Source organism: Microcoleus sp. FACHB-672, from assembly GCF_014695725.1.
In the GTDB taxonomy this organism is placed as follows: Bacteria; Cyanobacteriota; Cyanobacteriia; order Cyanobacteriales; family Oscillatoriaceae; genus FACHB-68.
Genome location: NZ_JACJOU010000007.1, coordinates 27282 through 50545, shown reverse-complemented (window position 1 = coordinate 50545; position 23264 = coordinate 27282). Strand labels below are relative to the sequence as shown.

The 23264-nt window shown below is 46.3% G+C and carries 19 protein-coding genes and 2 pseudogenes; 9 read left to right on the top strand and 12 right to left on the bottom strand.

The annotated features are described in order from the left end of the window. The first annotated feature begins 95 nt into the window (after positions 1-95). Positions 96-1556, top strand: coding sequence for a GTP-binding protein (locus tag H6F56_RS03905; RefSeq protein WP_190665545.1), 1461 nt, complete (start codon positions 96-98; stop codon positions 1554-1556). Between the two features lie 50 nt (positions 1557-1606). Here H6F56_RS03905 and H6F56_RS03900 read toward each other — a convergent pair whose 3' ends face one another. Together H6F56_RS03900 and H6F56_RS03895 are read right to left on the bottom strand one after the other, a co-directional pair. Beyond that, entirely contained in the window at positions 1607-2434 is an 828-nt protein-coding gene (locus H6F56_RS03900) for a TlyA family RNA methyltransferase (protein ID WP_190665544.1), read from the bottom strand. Between the two features lie 58 nt (positions 2435-2492). Then, positions 2493-4334, bottom strand: coding sequence for an ABC transporter ATP-binding protein (locus tag H6F56_RS03895; protein WP_190665543.1), 1842 nt, complete (start codon positions 4332-4334; stop codon positions 2493-2495). Between the two features lie 114 nt (positions 4335-4448). Between H6F56_RS03895 and H6F56_RS03890 the strand changes: the two genes are divergently transcribed. After that, positions 4449-4859 (top strand): DUF4112 domain-containing protein, encoded by a 411-nt coding sequence (locus H6F56_RS03890; RefSeq protein ID WP_190665542.1) that lies wholly within the window; start codon positions 4449-4451, stop codon positions 4857-4859. Positions 4860-5190: 331 nt separating this feature from the next. Here H6F56_RS03890 and H6F56_RS03885 read toward each other — a convergent pair whose 3' ends face one another. The 4 genes from H6F56_RS03885 to H6F56_RS03870 form a co-directional block, all read right to left on the bottom strand. After that, positions 5191-5901, bottom strand: a complete 711-nt coding sequence (locus tag H6F56_RS03885) for a Coq4 family protein (RefSeq protein ID WP_190665541.1) — start codon at positions 5899-5901, stop codon at positions 5191-5193. A 379-nt stretch (positions 5902-6280) separates the two neighbouring features. After that, positions 6281-6937 (bottom strand): TetR/AcrR family transcriptional regulator, encoded by a 657-nt coding sequence (locus H6F56_RS03880; protein WP_190665540.1) that lies wholly within the window; start codon positions 6935-6937, stop codon positions 6281-6283. Between the two features lie 319 nt (positions 6938-7256). Beyond that, complete coding sequence (locus H6F56_RS03875; protein ID WP_199312569.1) at positions 7257-7700, bottom strand: DoxX family protein; 444 nt, start codon at positions 7698-7700, stop codon at positions 7257-7259. 309 nt (positions 7701-8009) lie between these two features. Further along, complete coding sequence (locus H6F56_RS03870) at positions 8010-8549, bottom strand: Dps family protein (protein WP_190665539.1); 540 nt, start codon at positions 8547-8549, stop codon at positions 8010-8012. 22 nt (positions 8550-8571) lie between these two features. On the opposite strand from H6F56_RS03870, the gene H6F56_RS03865 reads away from it, so the two are divergent. Beyond that, positions 8572-8808 carry a hypothetical protein gene (locus H6F56_RS03865; RefSeq protein WP_206753387.1) on the top strand — a complete coding sequence of 79 codons (237 nt, stop codon included), beginning with the start codon at positions 8572-8574 and terminating at the stop codon, positions 8806-8808. Positions 8809-8819: 11 nt separating this feature from the next. Here the strand turns inward: H6F56_RS03865 and H6F56_RS03860 are convergent, their stop codons facing one another. After that, positions 8820-9494, bottom strand: a complete 675-nt coding sequence (locus tag H6F56_RS03860; RefSeq protein WP_190665537.1) for a HEAT repeat domain-containing protein — start codon at positions 9492-9494, stop codon at positions 8820-8822. A gap of 253 nt (positions 9495-9747) precedes the next feature. Continuing rightward, a complete protein-coding gene (locus H6F56_RS03855) occupies positions 9748-10365 on the bottom strand; it encodes a methyltransferase domain-containing protein (RefSeq protein ID WP_190665536.1) in 618 nt (205 codons plus the stop codon). Positions 10366-10553: 188 nt separating this feature from the next. Here H6F56_RS03855 and H6F56_RS03850 point away from each other — a divergent pair, with 188 nt between their 5' ends. From H6F56_RS03850 to H6F56_RS03845, 3 genes and pseudogenes are all read left to right on the top strand, one after another. Continuing rightward, a complete protein-coding gene (locus tag H6F56_RS03850) occupies positions 10554-10778 on the top strand; it encodes a hypothetical protein (RefSeq protein ID WP_190665535.1) in 225 nt (74 codons plus the stop codon). Between the two features lie 12 nt (positions 10779-10790). After that, positions 10791-11024 (top strand): annotated as a pseudogene (locus tag H6F56_RS27010) (hypothetical protein); the annotation flags it as partial. Positions 11025-11036: 12 nt separating this feature from the next. Continuing rightward, a complete protein-coding gene (locus H6F56_RS03845) occupies positions 11037-12950 on the top strand; it encodes a sensor histidine kinase (protein WP_305076113.1) in 1914 nt (637 codons plus the stop codon). Between the two features lie 316 nt (positions 12951-13266). Here the strand turns inward: H6F56_RS03845 and H6F56_RS03840 are convergent, their stop codons facing one another. Both H6F56_RS03840 and H6F56_RS03835 read right to left on the bottom strand, forming a co-directional pair. Then, positions 13267-16977 (bottom strand): CHAT domain-containing protein, encoded by a 3711-nt coding sequence (locus H6F56_RS03840; protein ID WP_190665533.1) that lies wholly within the window; start codon positions 16975-16977, stop codon positions 13267-13269. A 294-nt stretch (positions 16978-17271) separates the two neighbouring features. Continuing rightward, positions 17272-19575 carry a caspase family protein gene (locus tag H6F56_RS03835; protein WP_190665532.1) on the bottom strand — a complete coding sequence of 768 codons (2304 nt, stop codon included), beginning with the start codon at positions 19573-19575 and terminating at the stop codon, positions 17272-17274. 33 nt (positions 19576-19608) lie between these two features. Here H6F56_RS03835 and H6F56_RS03830 point away from each other — a divergent pair. Further along, positions 19609-19731: pseudogene (locus H6F56_RS03830) on the top strand (IS1 family transposase); the annotation flags it as partial. After that, positions 19728-20039 carry a transposase gene (locus H6F56_RS03825; protein ID WP_190665531.1) on the top strand — a complete coding sequence of 104 codons (312 nt, stop codon included), beginning with the start codon at positions 19728-19730 and terminating at the stop codon, positions 20037-20039. The pseudogene H6F56_RS03830 and the gene H6F56_RS03825, both read left to right, overlap by 4 nt. A 56-nt stretch (positions 20040-20095) precedes the next feature. Here H6F56_RS03825 and H6F56_RS03820 read toward each other — a convergent pair whose 3' ends face one another. Continuing rightward, a complete protein-coding gene (locus H6F56_RS03820) occupies positions 20096-21553 on the bottom strand; it encodes an MFS transporter (protein ID WP_190665530.1) in 1458 nt (485 codons plus the stop codon). A 163-nt stretch (positions 21554-21716) separates the two neighbouring features. On the opposite strand from H6F56_RS03820, the gene H6F56_RS03815 reads away from it, so the two are divergent. Continuing rightward, a complete protein-coding gene (locus H6F56_RS03815) occupies positions 21717-22262 on the top strand; it encodes a phosphoribosyltransferase (RefSeq protein WP_190665820.1) in 546 nt (181 codons plus the stop codon). Here H6F56_RS03815 and H6F56_RS03810 read toward each other — a convergent pair. Continuing rightward, a complete protein-coding gene (locus tag H6F56_RS03810; protein WP_190665529.1) occupies positions 22259-23203 on the bottom strand; it encodes an AEC family transporter in 945 nt (314 codons plus the stop codon). The genes H6F56_RS03815 and H6F56_RS03810 overlap by 4 nt on opposite strands. Positions 23204-23264 lie beyond the last annotated feature (61 nt).

Below are 23264 nucleotides of genomic sequence, written 5' to 3'. Positions count from 1 at the left end.
AGAGCTAGTTTTTATTATAAGAGTAGAAAGAGGGCAAACCAACAGGGTTTAAATTAGACGAAAATGAAGATGCAGGTGTCTTTCCCCATCTAACCTTGAGTAATCCTCAATCGCCCCAACCCAATCCTACGACTGCTGAGCGTCAGGCATCTAAGCAAGACACTCATTTTAACCGCGCCCGTGCGAGTCTGCGGCAAACGCTGTCCTGGTATTCTCATGTGCGCCGGCAGCCACAACTTGCCAAAGATACAGAACTGCAATCTGCCATGCAGAAACAGCTTGATGTATTGTCGGGAAATCTCGCAAAGCTAGACCAAAGCATGATTCGCATTGCTGCCTTTGGTTTAGTCAGTCGTGGCAAATCAGCGGTTCTGAATGCCTTAATCGGCCAGAAAATTTTGCAAACCGGCCCGATTAACGGCGTCACTCAATGGCCGCGTTCGGTGCGCTGGATGCCCAATCCTGAAGGTAAAGTGCAGGTCGAGTTAATCGATACCCCTGGATTGGATGAAGTCGATGGCCAGGTCAGGGCGCAAATGGCTAGGGATGTTGCCCACCAATCTGATTTAATTTTGTTCGTGGTTGCCGGCGATATTACCCGCACTGAGTATAAAGCCTTATCTGAGTTGCGGAAGACGCGCAAACCCCTGATTTTAGTCTTTAATAAAATCGACCTTTATCCCGAACAAGACCGGCAAGCGATTTACCAACAACTGCAACAGTTAGCTGCCGGCGAGAAGGAGAGGGGACGAGTGGGAGAGGGGGAAATGCCCTCAACGTCTAATGCCCCATCCCCCATGCCCAATGCCCTATCTCCCGATGATATTGTGATGGTGGCGGCAGAACCGATGCCGCTGCCGGTGCGAATTGAGTGGCCCGATGGTCGGATCACGAACGAATGGGAAACCCCGCCACCGCAAGTAGATGAACTCCAGCAGAAAATTCTCAATATTCTGAATCGAGAAGGACGTTCACTGTTGGCGCTGAATGCTTTGATTCAAGCGAGAGACGCCCAAGCAAATATTGCAAGTAAAACACTAGATTCTCGCCAAAAAGCAGCGGAAGACTTGATTTGGGAATTTGCTAAATATAAAGCGTTGGCCGTTGGCGTCAACCCTTTTGCCTTTTTAGACTTGCTGGGGGGAGTTGTGGCAGATTTGGCCCTAATTCGCTCATTGGCGCGGCTGTACGGGTTGCCGATGACCGGCTACGAAGCGGGTAAACTTTGGAAAACAATTTTGTTGAGTGCCGGCGGTTTGTTGCTCAGTGAAATGGCCAGTAGCTTAGTTCTGGGAATTAGCAAAAGTGCCGGTGCGGCTGCCGGTGCAGCGGGTGATGGGAGTGGGATTACTGCTTATGCCGGCGCTGCGGTTGCTCAAGCCAGTTTAGCCGGTTATGGAGCCTACACCGTCGGTCATGCAGCGCAAGTTTATCTCGAACAAGGTTGCACTTGGGGTCCAATGGGTTCCGATACGATTATTCAAGACATCTTAAATCAGGTGGAACCAAACACAGTGATTGATCGTTTGCGGCAGGAATTATCGATGAAGTCTTAAATTTTTGTGAGCGATTTTCGGTGTTATTTCTATCGGCACTCCTCACACCTTTAAGCCGGCTTCGGTTTCAATTCCCTCACCGCCGTTTCAGTAATTTTGGTAATTTCCTTTAAATCAGGCACCGGCAGCAAACTTTCCATTGCCAACCACAACAGATACTCAATATTACCTGCCGGCCCGACAATTGGCGACCAGGTTAAACCGCGATACTGCCATCCCAAAACACCGGCAGCTTGCAAGACTTGGGCGATCGCATCCGCATGATCCGCCGGATCGCGCACCACACCCTTTTTTCCCACCCGTGATCTTCCCACTTCAAACTGCGGTTTCACCAGCAACACCGCCTCTCTGGGTGATTGCAGGAGATCCCACAGTGCCGGCATAATTTTGCTCAGGGAAATAAACGACACATCCACCACACCTAAATCTGGCTGCGGCGATTCCACGTTATATAAATCAATTTTTGTCAAGTTTCGTAGATTCGTGCGTTCTCTCAACAATACGCGCGGATCATTTCGCAGACGCCAATCAACCTGCCCATAACCGACATCAATACCGTAAACACACTCAGCACCGGCTTGCAGAAGGCAGTCAGTAAAGCCGCCGGTGGAAATGCCGCCATCCAGACAAATTCGCCCTTGTACGGGAATCGCAAAGACTTCTAGGGCTTTTGCCAGTTTTTCGCCGCCTCTAGAAACGTAGGGCGAACGGGCTTTTACTTTAATTTGTGCCGCTGGATCGACTTCCGTACCTGGTTTATCAATCACCTGCTGATTCACCATCACCTCACCGGCACGGATCAGCCTTTGGGCCAACTGCCGCGATTCACAGAGGTTGAGTTCTACTAATAGGGTGTCGAGTCGTTGTTTAGCCGGCATAATCGACTCAATGTAAGGCTATTTTTAGCCTGGATTAGGGTACTAAAGATTTTACAGGTTATTGGTATCCTGCTGCTTGAATTGTAAAAAGTTGGGCGTAGCGTCCATTTGCTTGCAGTAATTCTTCGTGGGTTCCTTCTTCTATCAGTTCGCCGGCTTCAATGACTGCGATTTTGTCTGCCATTCTCACGGTGGAAAAGCGATGAGAAATTAGGAAAACCATTTGTTTTTGAGTCAGGGTGCGAAAACGCTCAAAAATTTCAAATTCGGCTTCTGCATCCATCGCGGCTGTGGGTTCATCCAGCACTAAAATATCAGCTTTGGTTCGCATGAATGCCCGTGACAGAGCAATTTTTTGCCATTGACCCCCAGAAAGTTCAACACCTGATTTGAACCACCGACCTAATTGAGTTTTAAAGCTTTCTGGCATGGTTTCAATAAAAGGGCGTGCCATCCCTTTTTCTGCGGCAATTTCCCAGCCGGCTTCATCTTCTAAGCGTTCCACATCGCCCACGCCAACATTTTCACCCACAGTAAACTGGTAGCGAACAAAGTCTTGAAAAATTACGCCAATGCGCCGGCGCAGAATACCCACATCCCATTCTTGCAAGTCTAACCCATCCAGTAGAATGCGACCGGCAGAAGGGGTATATAACCGTGTCAGAAGTTTGATTAAGGTTGTCTTTCCAGAGCCATTTTTACCGACAATTGCAAGTTTCTCACCTGGTTTAAGGTGGAATGAGATATTTTTAAGGGCTGGCTGTTGGCTTCCGGGATAAGTAAAGGAGACATTCTCAAAGCGAATGCCATCATTCGCAATTAAACCTTGAGTGACTCTCCCTTGCTGTTTAAAAATATCTTGTTTAAGAAAGTCGTAAAGATTGGCAAGATAAAGGTTATCTTCGTACATTCCACCAATGGCGCTGAGTGTGCCAGCAAAGGTAGTTTGTCCTTGGCGAAATACCATTAAATACATGGTCATATCTCCCAGAGAAATACGACCGACAATGGTTTCTAAAACGATCCAGGCATAGGCGAGATAAAAGGCAGTTGTACTCAGTAAACCTAATAAATATCCCCAAAAACCACGCCGTAGGGTGAGGTCACGGTCTTCGCCATAGAGCCGCTGGAAAATGTTACGATAACGTCCGAGTAATATCGGCCCTAATTGATAAAGTTGAACTTCTTTTGCGAAGTCTTCACGGGCGATCAGGGTTTCCAGGTAATGTTGTTGTCGGGTTTCTGGGGAACGCCACCTGAATAAACGGAAAGCTTCACCGGCAAAGCGTGTTTCGGCAAAGAAGGGAGGAATGGCTGTGATTACCAGTACAACAACCGCCCATCCTGAAAACTGTAATAATAAGCCGCCGTAAGTAATCAGAGAAAGGGCGTCTTGCACCAGCTTAAACGTGCGACTGACTAAACTTAAAGGCCGGCTGGATGCTTCATGCCGCGCCTGTGTCATTTTGTCATAAAATTCTGAATCCTCGAAGTGAACCAGATCCAGAGTCAGCGCTTTTTCTAAGATTAATACATTGACTTTTTGACCCAGCAGCACCCGCAACAAGGACTGACAAACGCTTAAACCGCGTTGTGTGCCGGCGAATAGCATCACCACAAGCGCTTCTAATCCCACGTAGCTGATAGCCGTCCAGCGATCGGCTGCCAGTCCACTCCCAGAAGCGCTGACAACGCTATCAACAATTAATTTGCCGGCATAAGCTACGGCGGCTGGCAGGATGCCGGCGATTAACGTAAGAACGGCAAATATTACCGTCAGCGTGCGGTTGGTAGTCCAGACTAAGCCTAATGCCTTTCCGCTGTACTGAAAGACTGATAACGCTTGGCGCAAGCTTTGCCGGCTCCATTTAAAAACGCTTGGTTTTTTCGGACTCCTCATGTTTTATCTATCAAATGGTCAGGAAAAGGTGGCAGTTTTGAGTTGAAGTTCCACTCTGCTTTCAGTCTTAGGGTATAAGACCAGTCCTGATTGCTTATGGCACTATGATTAATTATGAACACTGCACAACGTTTAGCGACTCTTAACCGCATCCGCAAACTCAGCCGGCTCATGGATACGGCCATCGGTATCCCAGGCACGCGTTTTCGCATTGGCATAGACCCAATTCTGGGTTTAGTTCCGGGTGCCGGTGATTTAGTAAGTACAGCGTTTTCAGCTTACATCATTTATTTAGCCGCCCGGTTTAATATTCCCCGCGAATTCTTGGCAAAGATGATCTTTAATGTCGGCCTAGAAGCTGTTGTGGGGACAGTTCCATTGGTGGGTGATTTGTTCGATGCTTACTATAAATCCAACATTCGCAATCTTGCAATTTTAGAGCAACATCTTCAGGTCGTTGACCCCAAACTTGAAGAACTTTCAGAGATACTGCCTGAATATACAGAATCGACTTTTTCTAAGTAACGCTGTTTTAAGTCATTTCCTGGTGAAAGTACGCCAAGCAAAAATAAATTTGTTGATTACTGAATAAAGGCTGAACTACAAGCAATTGACAATTTTTTAATTTTTTATATAGGTTTAAGAAATCGTTTTTTCAACACTGACGATGTGAATAATAAGTAGTGTTTACTAGAGAGAATAAGCTTGATTCTTATTGTTTACCTCTCTTTTTTTGGCTAAACTTTTACCGTTACCAATGCGAAAGATGTTTGTGGATGAAAAAGTTGATCTTTTCATCCACAAACATCCATCAACTGATGAGCAAGGCTACTCTTTTCAATTTAACTGCATAGCTTTACCAGTCCAAATCAAGACCAGGCAGCCGGTTCTTCAGACTGTAGGGTTCATTAATTACAGGATCAGTAATATTTAATTCCTCGCGCCATTGCCGCACAGGTTTGTCCCAACCGGCTTCCCAACGCTGAGCAATCAGCGGTTTAATTTGTATTGCCATCCCCATGCCTCTTGCCGACTGCTGCGTTACATAGTCAAGCTTCTCCGGTTGGCGCTTAAGCGCTAAACCCATACTAGCAACCTGAAGCAACACACCCATCGGATAGCCAATTTGAACTGCATGAATGGCTAACACTCCCAACTCGCCGCCGGTAGGCCCAAAGCCTGTTATCAGGTGTACAATATCGTGGGTTTTCCGTAAGCGCATAGTCACCCAGTCTGCATCGTTTTCAACATCACGACGACGGTAAAAGTTGGGGTCGAAGCCCAAGGCTTTCATTACAGTGGCATAGGTATGACCAAGCGTGCCATGCGGTAAATTTGATAAAGCTTCGAGGTCGATTTCAGGGCCGAGATACCGGCTTTCTATCATGGCACGGGCTTCGGGGATAGCTTTAACTCGTTCGACGCACACCTTCATCTGATCGCTGCCTCGAAAGTTATCTTCGATGTCAAAAACATTCTCTGTTTTTTCACCCATCGATTTGAGCAAATCCGTGACAGTGTGTAGATTGCGAACGGTTCGGGTGAGGTCTTCAAATTGTTTAAGCATAATTTTCTCTAGATTGTGCGTAGATAATTTCTAATGACAAGGCTTTGTTGATTACCTGCAACTTTTTTAACTTGATCATCTTTTATTAGCCGGCTCTAATTGGATTTAACATTGTTCTTTGGGTTGCCATAGCAATCCTCTGTGATTGGTTAATAATCATCACCCTGAAAAGCTTATAGTGCGAGCATCTTGCCCAATAAAAATCTTGCAACCAATTTAGGATTGCTATATTTGTAATCGCATAATAATTGGTTGCTCTAACTTGTTGCTAATCAATGCAACTAAGCGATTGTCTTGGCGCGACTGATTGCGATTACAAAGACAAAGTTCAACGCAACAAGATGGATGATTTTGATGGCAATGGGCAGGGTATTAAGCATCAATGCCGGCCTCCAATACCGTACTCTAGGGTGCGTACAAAGTTATCTAAAATTTTGCCAATTGCACCCAGATCAAGCTCAGGCCCCTCTTTAACTAACTGCTTTACATTAAGCCCCAAGTGAGCAGGGATAAAGTGCCTGAGTTCGTTACCCAGCGTAACAATCGTAAATGCTGCAATATCAGGGTTGACATCAGCCGCTAGTTGACCTTGGGCAATGCCCTCTTCTACACACTGTCGCATAAATGCTATTGATGCCGCATTAGTGCGTTTGAAGACTTCATCCGGAAAGGGCACATCGCCGTGATTTGGCCCCCGATAAAGGATTTGAGTAAAGGCTGGATTTGCCAGTTGAAACGCTAGAACGGCCTCAAATAAAGCCCGCAAGTATATAAAAAAGCCGGCTTGAATACTAGGCAAGTTAACTCCAGCAATGAACGAATTCCTTGCTTCAATCGCTAAATCAACGAGGTAGAGATACAAGTCTTGCTTGTCCTCAAAGTATTGATAAAAGCTCCCTTTAGCGATTTTTGCCTGACTGACAATGCTTGATATCGACGCCGCTTCATAGCTGTGGTTAGCAAACTCGGTGATCGCTGAGCCGATAATGATCCGCTGTCTCGGAACAGGCAAATTAAAGAACGTCTGGGAGGGCATAAACCAGCTCAAGGCTAATGTGACCGCTCAGTCATATGACTAAGTAGTCATAATCTATCCCAAGCTCATGCGTCTGTCAAGCCCACACCTAGAAATCGAAGTGAGTGGCTTAAGGCCAATAGATTTGGCGGAGTAAGCTCTAGCCGTGCCAAGGGCATCTCAACGTTCTTCACGTGATTCTCAACCGGCTGAGTGACAACCCGTTGAGAATAACAGCCTTAAACTCAAATTGACCGACTCTATAAACTATCTACTTTTGCAAGCACTCTCATATGGTTAACGATGCAAAACCGGCATCGCGTCTTTAGCATCCCAACCCTCAACTCGTGGGCAACTTAGAAATTAAATTTTTTGGAATAATGCTTGCTTGCTTATCCGGATCACTCGGTTTTGTATACCACCACGCCCAAGCAATCAAAACTGCTTGTAACGGTAGCCTAACTACTTGAAACCAAGGCGAATCTGGAATACCATCAATATGAATGTGATTAACAGCCATATTAATATTCGCTGGAAAAACTGCGATAAACAACGCAATGATTCCCCAAGCCGCCGCCCGAGAAACTGGCGGAATTAATAAACCAACTGCTCCCAAAATTTCAAAGAATCCACTAAGATAAACTAATTCCAGAGGATAGGGTAGCTGAGGTGGCATAATCCTCACAAATGGCTCGGAAACCGTAAAGTGAAGCACGCCAAGTACGATTAAAGCTACTGCTAAAATTACTCTAAATATTTCTTTTAAGTTTTCAATTTTAAACATATAATTTTTGTATTATTTTTATATCTTATTAATTCTCATGATTTGTTACTTGACAAACCACTTATTTTTGTTAATATACGCTGTCAGTTAATATAAAACGATTGAACCCAGCTTTAAGATGGCAGCCGACAAAACAATAAAACAGTTTTTATTAAAATTCCTTGAACTCAAGCCAACACCCACGCCTAGCTCAAACATTTTTCTCTCAGCGGCGTCAGTGTGGCATGAGTCAAGGATTAAAACTGTAGCGGCATATTAAGCCGACTGAAACTGTCAAGAAAAAAAATGTCTCAACTTCTGACAAATTTTCTAGACGTGAGCGGCGGTTTGTGGCGAAGCTTGAGGCTTTTGCCCATCCGATACAAGGGATTCCCCTTCGATAAACGAACGCAGCATCCAAGCCATTTGTTCGTGCTGTTCCATCAAGCCGGTTAAAAAGTCTGCCGTTCCTTGATCGTGGTATTTGTCACCTGACTGATCGACATGATCGCGCAGGTTACGGATAATTTGCTCGTGATCATCCACCAAGCGAGCAACCATTTGTGTTGCTAAAGGCAGATCGCCAATGTGTTCTTTAATCGAGGCATATTTCAGGAATCCTTCAGCGGTTCCGATCGGATAACCGCCCAAAGTTCTAATCCGTTCTGCAAGCTCATCAATGTTAATGGTTAATGCTTGATAGTGTTCTTCCCACAATTGATGGAGTGAGCGGAACTGAGGGCCGACAACATCCCAGTGATACTTCTTGGTTTTGATCAGCAAAAGATAAGCATCTGCAAGGTCATGATTGAGTAAATCGATGACACCATCGCGTTGCTCGTCAGTAAGACCGATATTTAACTTACGCATTATTGAAGAGTCTCCGAACATTGTGACTTCTCATCTATTGCAACAAATTAAACCCCTAAATACATCAACCGAGAGGAGGATAACAAGTTTGCACGAAGTCAGAGAATTTCTATTCTGCCGGCAGGAGGCGAACACAACCTTACAGTGGTATCCATTACTACCTCAAAAAGTTTTGCTGTCATGCCGGCAAAACTCATACAAGCTCAGCATCAACAAGCTTAGTTTGCGTGCCAGAAAACTTGCCAATACGAATCCTTAAATTTGCCGCGCCTAAATTCCCGCCTCATCCAAACGCTGTAAAGAAATACTCGCCGCCTCAGCCACTTGCCAATGAGCATCCTTTGCTAAATACTTCAGCGCCGAAACACTCTTCTCACTCGGCAAATGCCCCAGCGCCTCTGCCAAACGCTGCCGGATCAGCCAATCTTCTGACTGAGCGAAGCGGAGAATGCGATCAACAGAGGCTATCGATTTAATTTCACCCAGCGCTGCGATCGCCCCTTGTTGCACCACCACTTCCTCACTATCGAGCGCTTTCATCAGCACATCATGAGCGCGAGGATCTTTCAAATTTCCTAGCGCCACCGCCGCACTAAAGCGCACCAGCCAATCGGTATCCTCATAAAACGCCCGCACCAGCGGCTCAAACGCTCGCCGATCTTCTAGATATCCCAAAGCGCCGGCAGCATCAGCGCGAATGCCGTAATCTGGATCGGTTTCTAGCAACCGCACCAAAATCGGATAGCACTCGTCTGTTTGTTTGACTCCCAACGCAAACACTGCCATTGAGCGCACTTGCAAGCTTTGATCGTCAAGGACTTTTTTAATTAAGGGCACCGCATCATCGGCTGGGAATTTCCGCAGCGAAGCCAGCGCAATCATGCGATCACGAGAGTTTTCGCTGTCTAGGTGCTCGGAAATTTGCTTTAAAGTAAGGGGATTCATACTTGTCTTAATTCACAAAACTTTACAATCTTCTTATCTTTAATTATAGACGCCCGGTTATGGCATTCTGGTGATTTGCGTATGTTTTGCAAAATTCACAGAAAAATGAAAAGCCCCAAATGACTTCTGTGAATAAATTACAGATTATTTACAAGATTTGAAAATATAGCATTTAAAAATAAAGTATTCTAGCCGGCGACACCAGGCTCAACAATTCAGTCTGTTAATCTTGGCTGTTTGCTCACCAGCGCCTCTACTTTCGGCGAAAGCGCCCAAAATGCTCCTCTCCTTGACGTGACGCTACCGAATTCGTCACCGGCACCAAAGAAAGCAGCTCGAAATCAGCAGCAAAATACTCCTCAATCTGTGCCGGTGTCACCCCAAAAGGAGGCCCGCCGGCCCGAGAATGGGTAAAAAACAGGCCGATCAATTCCCCATCCGGGCGCAATAAGTCTCGCACCAGCTCAACATAAGCAGGCCGTCTTCCCGGCAAAATGGCACAGAAGCAAGTATGCTCTACCACATAATTAAAATAACTGGCAAACTCATTTGCCAAGTCAAAGATATCTCGCTGCAAAAATTGAGTAGAAATGCCGGCAGCTTCAGCTAAATGGTTTGCTGCTGCAATGGCAGAAGGAGCAAAGTCAAAACCAACAACTTCAAAACCCTTAGAAGCAAACAGCAATGCTTCATAACCGTAACCGCAGCCCAAAACTGCCATGCGACCAGGGGGTGAAACTTGAGGAGAGTTTAAAAAGCTAACAAAAGGAGGAGCCGGTTGTGCCAAATTCCAGGCAGCGGTTCCTTCCTGATAGCGCTGCTCCCAAAAACTTACCGCTTCAACATTTAGCAGAGAATCGTCCGATTCCATTTTGTCGATTTTAGATTATAAATTTTAACTTAGCCAAACAAACCACCCACAAAATTTTATAATTTCTTAGGTTTTTTCCCTTATAATTATAAACAAACAGTGATTAAAGCTTAACTATATCAAAATCAAATACTGAACAATTTACCCTCGTAAAAGTTTAAATGAACTAGACTCCTGAAGTGTGACGTATGAAACTTGAACGCGCTCAGCGCCTTCATGAATATTGCAGAGACGAAGCCGCCTTTGACGGGCTGCAACAAATTTTAAATGCTTTAGAAGCTAACCACCGGCAGGCGCAACAGCAAATTCTATTCCTAGCATCCCTGTTAGACCAAGTTTGTAATGCAATCATCGGTACAGAGCAAAACGGCAAAGTAATTTATTGGAATTGTTACGCTCAAACGCTTTATTAATGGCAGGCTGAAGAAGTTATGGGCAAAAGTATTAACGACGCGCTCGCAGCGCAAGTGAACCACCACCAAGCCGAAGCAACCCTCAGCGCAGTTAAAAGCACAGATTCAGCGCAGGGAGAATTGGTTGTCCAGCGTAAAGATAGTAGCCAATTTCTCGCAGACGTGAGCGAGGCAGTGCTGCCAGATAGCGCCGACAACTTGATTGGCTTTGTCGGAATTTACGCCGATGCCACTGAGCGTAACCGAGCTGAAGAAGCAATGCGAAAAAGTGAAGAGCGATACCGAGCCTTGTATGAGGAAAACCCCTCCATCTATTTCACTTTAGATGCCGACGGAAACGTGCTTTCAGTCAACGCTTTTGGAGCCGAACAATTAGCCTACACTCCAGAAGAATTAGTCGGACAATCTATCCTGAAAGTTGTTTACGAAGACGACAAACCCGCAGTGCAGCAGCACCTGCTCGCTTGTTTGCAGCAGCCGGCAGCCGTATCGCGCCGAGAAGTTCGTAAAGTGCGAAAAGACGGCAGCCTCTTGTGGGTGAGACAAGTGGCTCGCGCTGTGCCAGGAAATGACGGAAACTTGATCGTACTCATGTTGTGTGAAGATCAAAAGCAAGCACAAGAAGCCCGATTGCAGAGGGAAACAAAAAATACAGCCTTGCCGCAAGCGTTACCAGATTTAATGTTTCAGCTAGACAAACACAGCAACTTGCTGGACTTCGCGCCCGAATCTAAAGACCAGAATTCTTTTTTAAACTTCAATCTCCACAAGAAAAGTCCTGTAGCTTTACTCAGCATTTGTAACAGCAACTCAATAACAAGCGATTACGAATCGCCCACTTATTTTAAAGCTAGCATTGTCGTCAGCAAAGAGCTAGAACATCAAGTTCAAAAACGCACCAGCCATCTGAAAAAAGCACTCGATTTGGCTGCCGACACTCAGCGAATCACCAATGAAATTCGCGATAGCTTCGATGAAGCTCAGATTTTGCAAACCGCTGTCGTCGCACTTCACAGCGTCCTGAAAACAGATTACTGCTGCGCCGCTGTTTACAACCTTGAACGTACACAAGCAACCATTTGCTATGAAGCTACCGCGCCTCAGTTCGGATCGGCTTTGGGCTGTACGATTAAGATGGCAGACGCCCCTAATGCCTTTAGCCGGCTGCTGCGCGGAGAATACTATCAATCTTCTGAACAAGGGGATATTCGCGTACCCGAACTGTGCAAAGATTTGCCGGTAAAACTGCTGTGCCCCATCTCATCCGATGACCAAGGAGTAATCGGTCACTTAGCAGTATTTAACCGAATTGGCACAGTTCTGGGCACGAGAGAAATTCTCTTAGTGCAACAAGTCGCCAATCAGTGCGCCATCGCCATTCGCCAAGCCCGACTTTATCAATCCTCCCGCGCACAAGTGGAAGAACTCGCCAAACTTAATCGGCTCAAAGATGACTTTTTAAGTACCGTTTCTCATGAATTGCGCTCGCCCATCGCTAACATGAAAATGGCGATTCACCTGCTGCAAGCGGCTGAAGATCCAGACCGGCGCGAGCGCTATTTAAAGATTTTGCGAACCGAGTGCGACCGAGAAAATGAGCTGATCGAAGATTTACTGGATTTGCAAAGGCTAGAAGCAGACGCCTACGGGTTACACACAACTGCTGTGGACCTACCGCAGTGGTTGCCGACTATTCTCGCACCTTTTAATTGCAGAATCTCCCACCGGCAGCAAATTTTAGAAGTTGATTATCCGCCTGAACTCCCCCCCTTTATTTCAGATGCCATCAGTTTAGGGCGGATTGTAACAGAACTGCTCAACAATGCCTGCAAATACACAAGTGCCGGTGGCAAGATAGCGCTAAGCGTCCGTTACTCAGAGGGAGGGAAAGAATCTCTGGCACCGAATACTTCATCCGCCCCCCCTGTTTGCCTATTCACCATCGTCAATCAAGCGGAAATTCCTCAAGCTGAACTGCCCCGAATCTTTGAAAAGTTCTACCGAGTTCCCAACGCCGATCCTTGGCAACAAGGCGGCACCGGCTTAGGGCTAGCTTTGGTTTACAAACTTGTCGAACAGTTAGGCGGCAGCATTCAGGTTGAAAGTGATGCCGGTTGGACAGCCTTCACAGTTGCCATACCTACCTACTTAAAAGAGAAGAATGAACCCTGAAAACTGCACCTGGAGTCCAGGGAAAACGCATCTAAAAGTTCTTGACAAAGAAGCTGATTAATAAATTTTGACAACTCTTCAACTTTCTCTCAAAGGATGACAAAATAGCTAGAAACTAGACCAATTAAGGGACACACCTTTCATCTCTTTGTAAAAATGAAGCCGTTTATGGGGTTTGAGAGCAAGCAGACGAGAAACTAAATCCGACCAGATTTCCAGAAATTGAACCCGAACCTGCGCCTGTAATCGAATTAAATTGGTTTTTAATACCGATTGACCAGATCGCCTTCATCAGAGGGAGCGCTCTGCGTCGTCCCTACTGCGCTTCCCCAATAAGCGTAAACGCTGCCCAATCTCTGGGATTAGGGTGGTTTTTCATTGTTGTCAGCATCGCTTGTCGCAACATTTGGGCTTTATCAGGGTTCGTTTGCAGATTTTGATAAAACTGGGTCATCAAAAAAGCGGTGGGAGCATCGGGTACTGACCACAGGGATACTATCACACTGGGAACTCCGGCTGTAATTAAGGAGCGAGATAGCCCAATCACACCATCGCCCGTAAGTTTCCCCCTGCCCGTATCGCAGGCACTTAAGACAACTAATTCAGCATTTAAGTCCATGTTGAGAATTTCGCTACTCGTAAGTAAACCGTCATTGAGTTCACGTGTGCCATCTGGAGCCAGGGCGATCGCTCCCGGTACGCCCATTCCAGTAAGATCGTCCAATAACCCGTGAGTCGCCAAATGAATAATCCGGGCATTCGACAGCTTTAGTAAAACTGCTGCTTTGGTGGCTTGATTACCTGTAAGTGCTTTGGTTTTGAGTAGTTGGGCAATCGCAGTTGCTTCTTTTTCGGCACCGGGTAGACTGAATAACATTTGGGAAGGTTTTCCCAACTCAGTGGTAAGGCTGGGCATCGTGGGATTTCCGACGACCAACACTTCCTTTCCTGAAACCGCTTGGCGTTTTTCGTGGGTTAGCTGCAAGACTTGAATTGATGGGGCGGTGAGGATGGTGTGTTTTTCGATGAGGTATTTGCCTGAAGCGTCTTGAAGGGCGGGAAAGGGTACTAAGAACAGTTCGTTTTGCGGGATGAAAATAAGGCGATCATTGGGTTCAGTAGGGAGGTATTGGGCGATGGGTTCAATCAGGAGTTTGTGTAGTTGCTGTAAGCCCTCGGTCTGATTGAGTCCGGGGTCAAATGATATTTCAAGACTGCGACCCCTAACGCCGATAGATTCACGGCTGCTAGTAACGAGGTCTTGTAAGGATATACCTAGGGATTTGAGATCAACCTGACTAAACCCTACTTCACCTGTGGGTTTGATGCTCCAAATATACAGTTGTTCGTCAACAATCGAATGCTCAACAAGAGTGGCGTTTTGTTCTTTGGCGACTTGACGAATTTGCTCGATGGTAGGTGGACTGGTGGAGACACGATTAATCACCTCTGTTGGTTGCTTTTCTGAACGGGCTAGGCGTTCTGCTAGTAACTGTACAAACGCACGACTCCGACCGCGTTCAGCCATTTCTAGAGCCGCCTCAACCTGACCCTGAGCAACGAAGATGCGTTGCAGAAGCTGATAAGACGTAGAGAATAACTCATCTGTGAGTTTCACTCTAGTGGCATCATTGCCAGGAAAACTGGTTAATCGAGATTCCTGATATTGAATGTCAGCCAGTAGAGCCTCTTTTGCCGCAGCTAAATGACCAGACTCAAAAAGAGTTCTCCCCAAGAACCACCACAATAGCGATGCGGAAATCTCTTGTGACGCCTCTGAAGCAATCTCTTGAGGGTTTTTATACCTTCGCAAAATTGCCCAACTCTGTAGGTAGTAATCAGACGCCTTGGCATTATCTCCTTGACTGGCATAAACTTTTCCCAGATCCACTAAGGTATAGATTTCCTCCACGGGTTGGCCAAGTTCTCGATAGATTGCCAAACGCTGCTGATGAAAATCAATTACTTTAGCAGTATCTCCCCGCTCAGCGTAAACCTCTGCCATACTTTGGTAAACCCATACCATGCCTCTCAAAGTCCATATCTGCTCCTGGCGATCTCCAATTTCCCGATAAATGTTCAGCGCTTGTTGATAAGACTGCAATGCTGCCTCAAATTTACCAACTTCACGCTGAGCATCACCTTGCCTCTGTAGCTCGCTAGCTTCATCCTCACGAGGACGGGAATTGACTACAGCAAAATCTTGAAATTGAGGCAGTTGGGCTAGGAGGTCTGTCGCTTGAATTTTTTGTCCAGCGTTTGCGTACTGACTCGCTATTTCCAGTAGTACATTAACTCTGTTAAAGCAATTTTCGATTGTTTGGGCAACCTGTAAGGCTTGGTTATACTGTCCGGCATCGGCATACTTGCGGGCGATGAGCACTAACCCGTCAGCTCTCTTATCAGAGTCCTCGATAGTTTGGACAATCTGAAGGGCTAGGGAAAGTTTTCCTCTCCTAGCAGCTCTGTTGGCTATGTAGTCTAGAACTTGAGTTTTTTTAGTAGCATCCGCGATAGTTTGGGCAATCTTTAGGGCTTGGTCATACTGTCCAGATTCAACATACGAGTGGGCTATCACTTCTAGAGCATGCCATTTTGAAGAAACTGACTCTATAGGGTTATCTGTAATAGCTTTAGAAATTTGTAGAGCGTAGTTATATTGTCCGGCTTGAATGTACTCTTGAGCAATTATACTCAAGGTTGCGCTAGCTTGATCGGCTCTGCCGAGACTATCTACAAGGCGGCGTCCTTGAATATTTGTGGCGACGGCAAGTGCCTTATCATAAAGCCCAGCTTCAATATAAGAGACAGCAATTCCAAACAATGCCTTATTTTTGGCAAAAATATAGGGTGCTACCCAGCCTTGAGTCGAATCTTTCTCGATAGTTTGGACAATATCAAAAGCTTTCTCATATTCTCCCACTTGGGCATATGCGACAGCTAGGCCAGCTAAAAAGAAAGCGCGTTCCTCAATGTTCGCAATACTTTTGACAATATCAAAGGCTTTCTCTTCTTGTTTTGCTTTTGCATAAGCAGCAGCTATTTTACCTAAAATATGAGTGTTTTGAGAGGAATAAGATTGAGTAATTTGTAAAACTCTGCTGTAAAAAACTGGCTCGTAAACTCTCTGTTCTGAGTAAGCAGTAACTATATCAGTTAGAAAACCAATTTGTGAAATAAGTTGGGTTCCGTTACTTTCAGTTTTATGAAAAATATGTTTACCAATCTCTAAAGCTTTATCATCTAAGCCAGCCTTTAAAAATTGCTTAATTACTTCTACAGAATAAGTAGTGTTTGAGTTATCAATAGCTAAGATAATCTCTAAGGACTGGTCATATTGTTTTATCCTTGCATATTCAAGAGCTACCTGAGATAATGCCTTCGATTGAGACTGATTATTTTTAATAGTTTGAGCTAATTTCAGAGCTACTGAGAGTAGCTCGTCCACTTTTTTAGGTTGTCCAGTATGTATATAGGTGCTGACTAACCCCAACAAGGCATCCAACAAGCCATGAGTTTCAGACTGATTTTCCTCAAGAGTTGGGATGAGCGGTAGAGCTGTTGAAAGTATTTCATCCGCTTTATTCTGTTGTCCTGCTTGTATATATGTCCTGGCTAGCTGGATTAATTTACTAGCTCTAAGATAGTTACTTCTAATAGTTTGAATAACTATAAAAGCCTGTTCATATTGACCCAATTCTTTATAAGTGGATACAATCTTACTCAATTCGTCATCATTTAAATTGTTCGCTTGAACAGTTTTCAAAAATAGACTGTATTGTCCTGCTTCAGCAGCATAACGAGCTATCTCAGGGACGCCTCTATAGGGTATGGAGGAGGCAATAGGTTGAAGTATTTGAAAAGCTTTCTCATACTGCCCCGCTTTTGCATACACTAAGGCAATTGTTTCCTGTGCCTGGTTCCATTGCCCAGTTTTTTCAATAGTCTGGGCAATCTCTAACGCTTGGTCGTATTGTCCCAATGCTGCGTACACTTTCGCATAATTAGCTTTTATCTGATTCAACATCTGGGTGTGATCCAACATCTGGGTTGAGGTTATGCAGCTTCGGACTCGGGTCACTTGTTCCTGTGCTGATGCTGTTTGTATTGCAAGAGTAGTTCCAACAGGTTGGATAGGAGAATTTAGAGAGAACAACAGGGTGGCAGTAACAATGTGGTGCAGATGAGGAGCCATCAAAAAAATCCTTTTATTAATAGTCTTAAGACTTAGGCAGAACTTATATCTCTCAGTATTAGGGACATATTCAAGCCAACGAAAGCTTGAGTCAATCGATGGTTTAACCCCTTCAACTCAACCTCATTACACTTCAACCACCTGAAACGTAATCGACAGTGCCGCTAACTGAGCTGTATTGACAGTACGAGTATTAGGGTCATAGCTGACACTCAAGGGATTACCACCCCGACTACCGCGGTCAAGGTCACCGAGCAGTGTATCAATCGCCTTTGTCGAATCCTCTTCCAGCGCTACTGGCCCACTGCGCTGTCCCCGACTGTTAGCAATCTGCTTTAACACTTTCAGGGCCTCTCGAATCGGTGTAGCACTAGCAATCACCAACACCTCTGCCGTTCCTAACGGCTTAGCAACGGTAATCTTAAATTGGTCTTGTTGCGCGGAGTCTGGTATTTTTCGCGTCTGTCCAGCTTGGATAATTGCCGCCTCTATACCAGCCGTCCAGTTATTGGGAAAGATGACGAACATATCTCCTTCTGGACTAATCACCAGCACCGTCACATAGAGATCGCCCTTTTCCTGATTTTCCACCTCCAACTGGACGCGAGTACCAACTGGCAACCCAGGAACGCTGTTTTCAAAGGTCACAGCACCAGCAGGAACCACCGCAGGCGTTTGATTCAATCCTTGCGTTTGTTGAAGCGGACTCTCACCGCGCACCGTAAACTCTTGAGCCACTACATCGAGCGGTTTACCTGTTCCATCAACAATTCTCATCTTGGCTGACACGTTCATCCTCGATGAGTCAGCGTTGAGCGTAAGCTTGACCAGTCGGGCAGCGAGTAGGGAGCGAAATTTAGCTTTGAGGCGGTCAACTGCCTGGATAACACTTTCTCCACTCGTACCAAACGAACCCGGAATCAAATCTAGTCCTTGGTCGTACAAGCCCACACTCCCAATCGCAGGAATCTCTTGTTGCTTTGTTTTCTGGAGTTCTTGAACCCTTGCCTCGGTCATCCGACCCAAAATGTAATGCACCTCAGTCTGTCCCAATGGCGTCGGTTCTAAGCGCGGGATTTTGGGAATGGCTACGAGCCCTGCCCGACTTCCCCCAGTTGCCAGGGACTCATCCAGCCCGATGCGTAAGGCTAAATTCTCAGGAATCGATCTGGCTTGTTCTTGCAAAAGCAATCCCGGTTTGAGGTTATTCCGTTGGCGTATTTCGAGCAGTTTTCCCCATCCAATCAAGCCATTTTTGGGGTCACGGGATTCCATCTGCACTACGCCTAAGTTTTGACCATGCTCGTCTAACAGCAAGAAAACAGCACCTTTGTTGAAGGCAGCAATAGAGCGAGGCTCAATGCCTCCCAGCCAAAACTCAACCGTGTCGCCCTCAATTTTAGTAATTACTGCCTCGGCGGGTGGCACTGATTTATTGAGGAAGAACGTGGGTTTGCGAGCATTATCGGTTCCTTTTTTCACCTCAAATTCCGGCACCTGTCGAGTACCGGAAATCTGCGTCGTACTGCGCGAGACATTAGCGACGACGCTGCTCACTCCTTCATTACCCGTTGCTTGCCAGAGATACTGAGTTAAAGCATAAGTAAAGGCTCCAGCATGAAAGCCATCGAACGGTGTGTCAGCCGCGAGTTCGTCTCGTGCAGCGGAAGCAATTACTACCCCTTTGGCAATACTCTCTTGGCGCAGTTTCTTGACCTGTTCAGGCGTTAACCCCAGTCGCGATATCAACTGTCGTTGATACTCTCGTTCCATCGGGCTGGGGTCAATGTCATTACCACCACTAATCGCACGGATTGTCAGATTGCCCCGCTTGCCCCCACCGTCCCGCTTGCCCCCACCGGAGTGACAGCTATCCAAAATGACAGTAACATTTTCTGTTTTTAAGTTGGACATCAACAAAAACAGGGTTTCCCCCATGATGTCGGAGACAACGGCTCGTTCACCCTTTTGGGAAACTTCCCGGTTGATAGGTACGAAGGTACTGTTAAGCTGGTCTGGAAAGCCACTATCTGGGTCAAATACCTGAGAACCATGCCCAGAATAGTGAAAGACGACAACATCTCCTGGCTTGGCTTGCTTAATGAGGTGTTCCTCAAACCCTTGGAGTATCCCAGCACGAGTAGGCTTGACATCGGTTGTATCAGTTACCAGGACAATGTCAGCAGGATTAAAGCCAAAGCGGTGAATTAAAAGTTGCTGCTGCAAGTCAGCATCAGTGATGCATCCTTGTAAGGGGTTATCCGGATAGCCATTAATTCCGACCAACAGCGCCAGTTTGCGGGGTGTACTTTGGGCAAGACTCTTGGCGTAGCGAAGTCCCTGGCGTTGAATATCTAGCTGGCTTAGACCCAGGCTGGTCAACACAGATGCCGAAAATTGTATAAATTGACGACGCTTAAGTCGGGACATAGCTAACTTTTGATAGATGACTTGACATAGAAATACTTGTGCCCCCTCCATCGTAAAACCTTGTGCTACTCCAAGTCACTTGAGATGTTGAAGTGTTCACTGCGCTTACTGCTGCACTATTTGAAGTATCGGACGGTTCCTCTCCTGGTTAAATGATTACTCCTTCAGCTACACTCGGTGAAAAATTGAGGGAACGCGGAACTGTCAAATGTCAGGGTCGAGGTCGCTCACGTATCCGTTCCAAAAGAGTAGTTGGAGACAAGGGTTGTACTGGCCATCGTATCCGTAATTACCTGCACTGTCGTGCTATTCGCTTGACGATTCCCAGACTCTCCAATGAGCCACCTCTAGCTTCTTTTAACGGTCAAATCTACCGTCAACGCAACATTGTCGAAAGCACGATCAACCGACTCAAGCAATTTCGCCGCATCGCTACTCGAGATGAAAAGCTGGCTGCAAATTAAACCGCTATGATCACCATCGCCTATATTTTATTGTGGTTGTACTTTGAAAACACGCCCTATTCCCTAGCCCCTCGTTCCGCTCTACGTTCCTGAAGTTGCAGTAAAATTTCAGCGTGGACTTCACGAGTAATCGGATAAAAATAAGCCAGTACCAAACCGGCAAGCAAAGCCAGTGTTGGCAAAGGTCCAATCGCAATGCGAATCACCATATCTACAGCATCCGATTGCTCGGGTAGCGGGATGGCAGCAGTGGGTTTAATATAGCCGGCCCAACCCAGACTTTCTAACATCAACCACACCGCAAGTCCCAAACAAATTTTTTGCAGAAACACCATAAAGCTATAAAAAATGCCCTCCCGACGCTGTCCCGTTCTCAGTTCATCCAATTCGATTACATCGGGAAGCATTGACCAGGGAATTAGATAAGCTGTGGACACACCTAAGCCGGCCATCGCTGCCAGAAAGTACATTAGCCCGACTTGACCGGGTTGCAGGAAAAATAATCCTGCCTGTGCCAAAATCCAGACACTCATCCCCATAAAGTAAACAGCTTTTTTGCCCACGCGCTTGCTGATAGCACCCCAAACAAACAGCATACTCAAAGCAGTTCCCTGTACCAGCAACAGGACTAAATTAATTTCCGTCTGCCCCAGGCGCATCAAACTTCCTACAAAGTAGGGAATGATTCCAGCCGTCACCTGGACAGCTAACCAAGAAAACAAATAAATTCCCACCACAAACAAAAAAGGCCGGTTGTTTAAAATCAGCTTCAGTTGTTGTAACACCGGCAGAGAGACAGGTTGCTCGGTTTCCGGGTGTTTTGCGGCCACTGCTGCGGCGCGTTTGCGCGTTCCCCAAACACACCAATATAAAGGCAGTACAGAGAAAACTGCACAAATGCCTCCTAATATCAAAAACTGCTGCCCTCGGTCATTGGGAATCAGCTGTGCAATCACTAAAGCCAGCAATAAAGACAGAATGCTGCCGCCAATAGAGAAGGTAAAGCGAAAGCTGTTGAGGCTGGTGCGTTCGTTGTAATCTTGGGTGAGTTCGGGAGTTAGAGCGGTGTAAGGTAAATTGACAACTGTATAGAAGGTATTAAATAAAATCGAGATAATCGTGTAGTAGAAAAACAGCCCCCACTGATTAATATTTTCGGTATTGCTAAAGCGGGGGACAACCCACTGCAAAAAAAAGAAGACTCCAAACGGAACCGCCCCCCAGATCATCCAGGGATAGCGGCGTCCCCACCGGCTTTGGGTGCGATCACTCAGCACCCCCACTAATGGGTCATTAACGGCATCCCAAACTTTACCAACTAACTGGGTTTTGCCGGCTAAGCCGGGGGCTAACCCAGCAACATCGGTGAGGAAGGGTGACAAAAAAGAAATCAAAAGCATTGCTGTGATTGCCGTCCCCATATCCCCCGCCCCGTAGGCCAGTTTGGTGCTAAAGTTGAGCTTTTCAGACTCAGGTGAAATAGGGGAATCGGCAGAAGGGGAAGTGTTAGTCATGTCAGTTTGTAACGAAGTAAAATCAGCCCTCGCGGTTGCCAAGCATCTGTGATGAAGAATGGCGTTTCATCGTTCTGTTATTGTGCCTTATGTCGCGGCGCAACATTTCGCATCTGCCGGCAGTTGTATTATTCTGCTGATCCCTGCGTTCATCATGCTATCTATGTCTGATCTTTATATTTCCTGGTCTGAGTACCATCAAAAAATTGAGCGACTCGCTGCCAAAATTTACCTGTCCCATTGGCAGTTCAACCAAATTGTCTGCATTGCTAGAGGGGGGTTGCGCGTGGGCGATACCCTCTCGCGGATTTACAACCTGCCCTTGGCGATTTTATCGGTTTCTTCTTATGGGGGTACCGGCGGTCAAGTTCGCGGGGAAATTTCTTTCTCAACCCACCTGACAATGACCACCGGCAACCTTGGCAGTCATATTCTCTTAGTGGATGACTTGGCAGATTCCGGTATCTCACTCCAGCAGACACTTAACTGGCTATCGTCTCATTATGGGGCGGATATCGAGGAAATTCGCACGGCTGTTCTCTGGTACAAAGCCTCTTCCATTATTGCGCCTGATTACTATGTGGATTACTTGCCAGACAATCCCTGGATTCACCAGCCTTTTGAACCTTACGAACAAATGACACCGGCTGAACTTGCTGCTACTTATTCTTCTTCTCAGGAAATTGCCTGGGAACGAGAAAATTGCTAAAGGCCAAAAATCCACAACCACACCGGCAAGATCAGCAAAAAGCCAACCGATCCGGCTGCTACGGCGGTTACCGCTAAATCGCGGTCGAGATTGTAAGCTTCTGCAAGCACGAGGGTGGCAAACGCTGGCGGCATGGCCATTTGCAGCACAATCGCCAGATGCGGAGGGCCGGTAATGCCCAGAAAGGGTAAACCGGCACCCAATACTAAAGGCACGATTAGCATTTTAATTCCCAGGCTCATCGCTGCCGGTTGTAAGCTTCCCCAAGAAGACAGCCGGCTTAGCCGCATTCCAATGTGCACGAGGGCTAAAGCCAATGAACCCCAGGCAAATGCTTGCAATATTTCTTCCGCTAGCACCGGCAGCGCCACGTTTCGGACAATTAAGCCAAAACCAAACGCCCACAAGGCAGGATTTTGCAGCATGACAAAGGCTAATTGCCAGGAATTTTGAGTGCCGATGCCAAAGCGAGCGGCCAGGACGACTCCCAATCCGTAAGCGCCAAATAGGGTGCCTAACATATCGTAGAAAAGCGCCCAAGCGAAGTATTTATCTCCCACTAATGCCAGGATGACTGGATAGCCTAAATAGCCGGTGTTTCCCACCATTGCCGCTATCAAAAAAGTGCCCTGTGCCGGTTTTGAAGACATTAAGCCTGAAGGGTTGCGCTTGCTTTCTATCTCGATCCAAGCCCACGCTAATCCTGCCCCCAGAATAATTGCTGCCCATGCGGCTGCCGGCGCTATCCAAATGGAACCAGATAAATCGGCCCCGCGCAGAAATGCCACAATGCCCACCGGCACGCCAATCCAGAATAAAAATTTGCCCAAATATGCCGGTGCGACTTCTGGCAGTTTCCAGCCTAAAACCAATCCCAGCACAACTCCACCGGCTAACTTAAAATACAGGTTTAGTAGCTGAATTCCTAGGCTGGAAATCATTTTTTATTTATACTTTAACTTGCATAATATTTTAATATAAAATTCTTAGTTACAGTGAAAT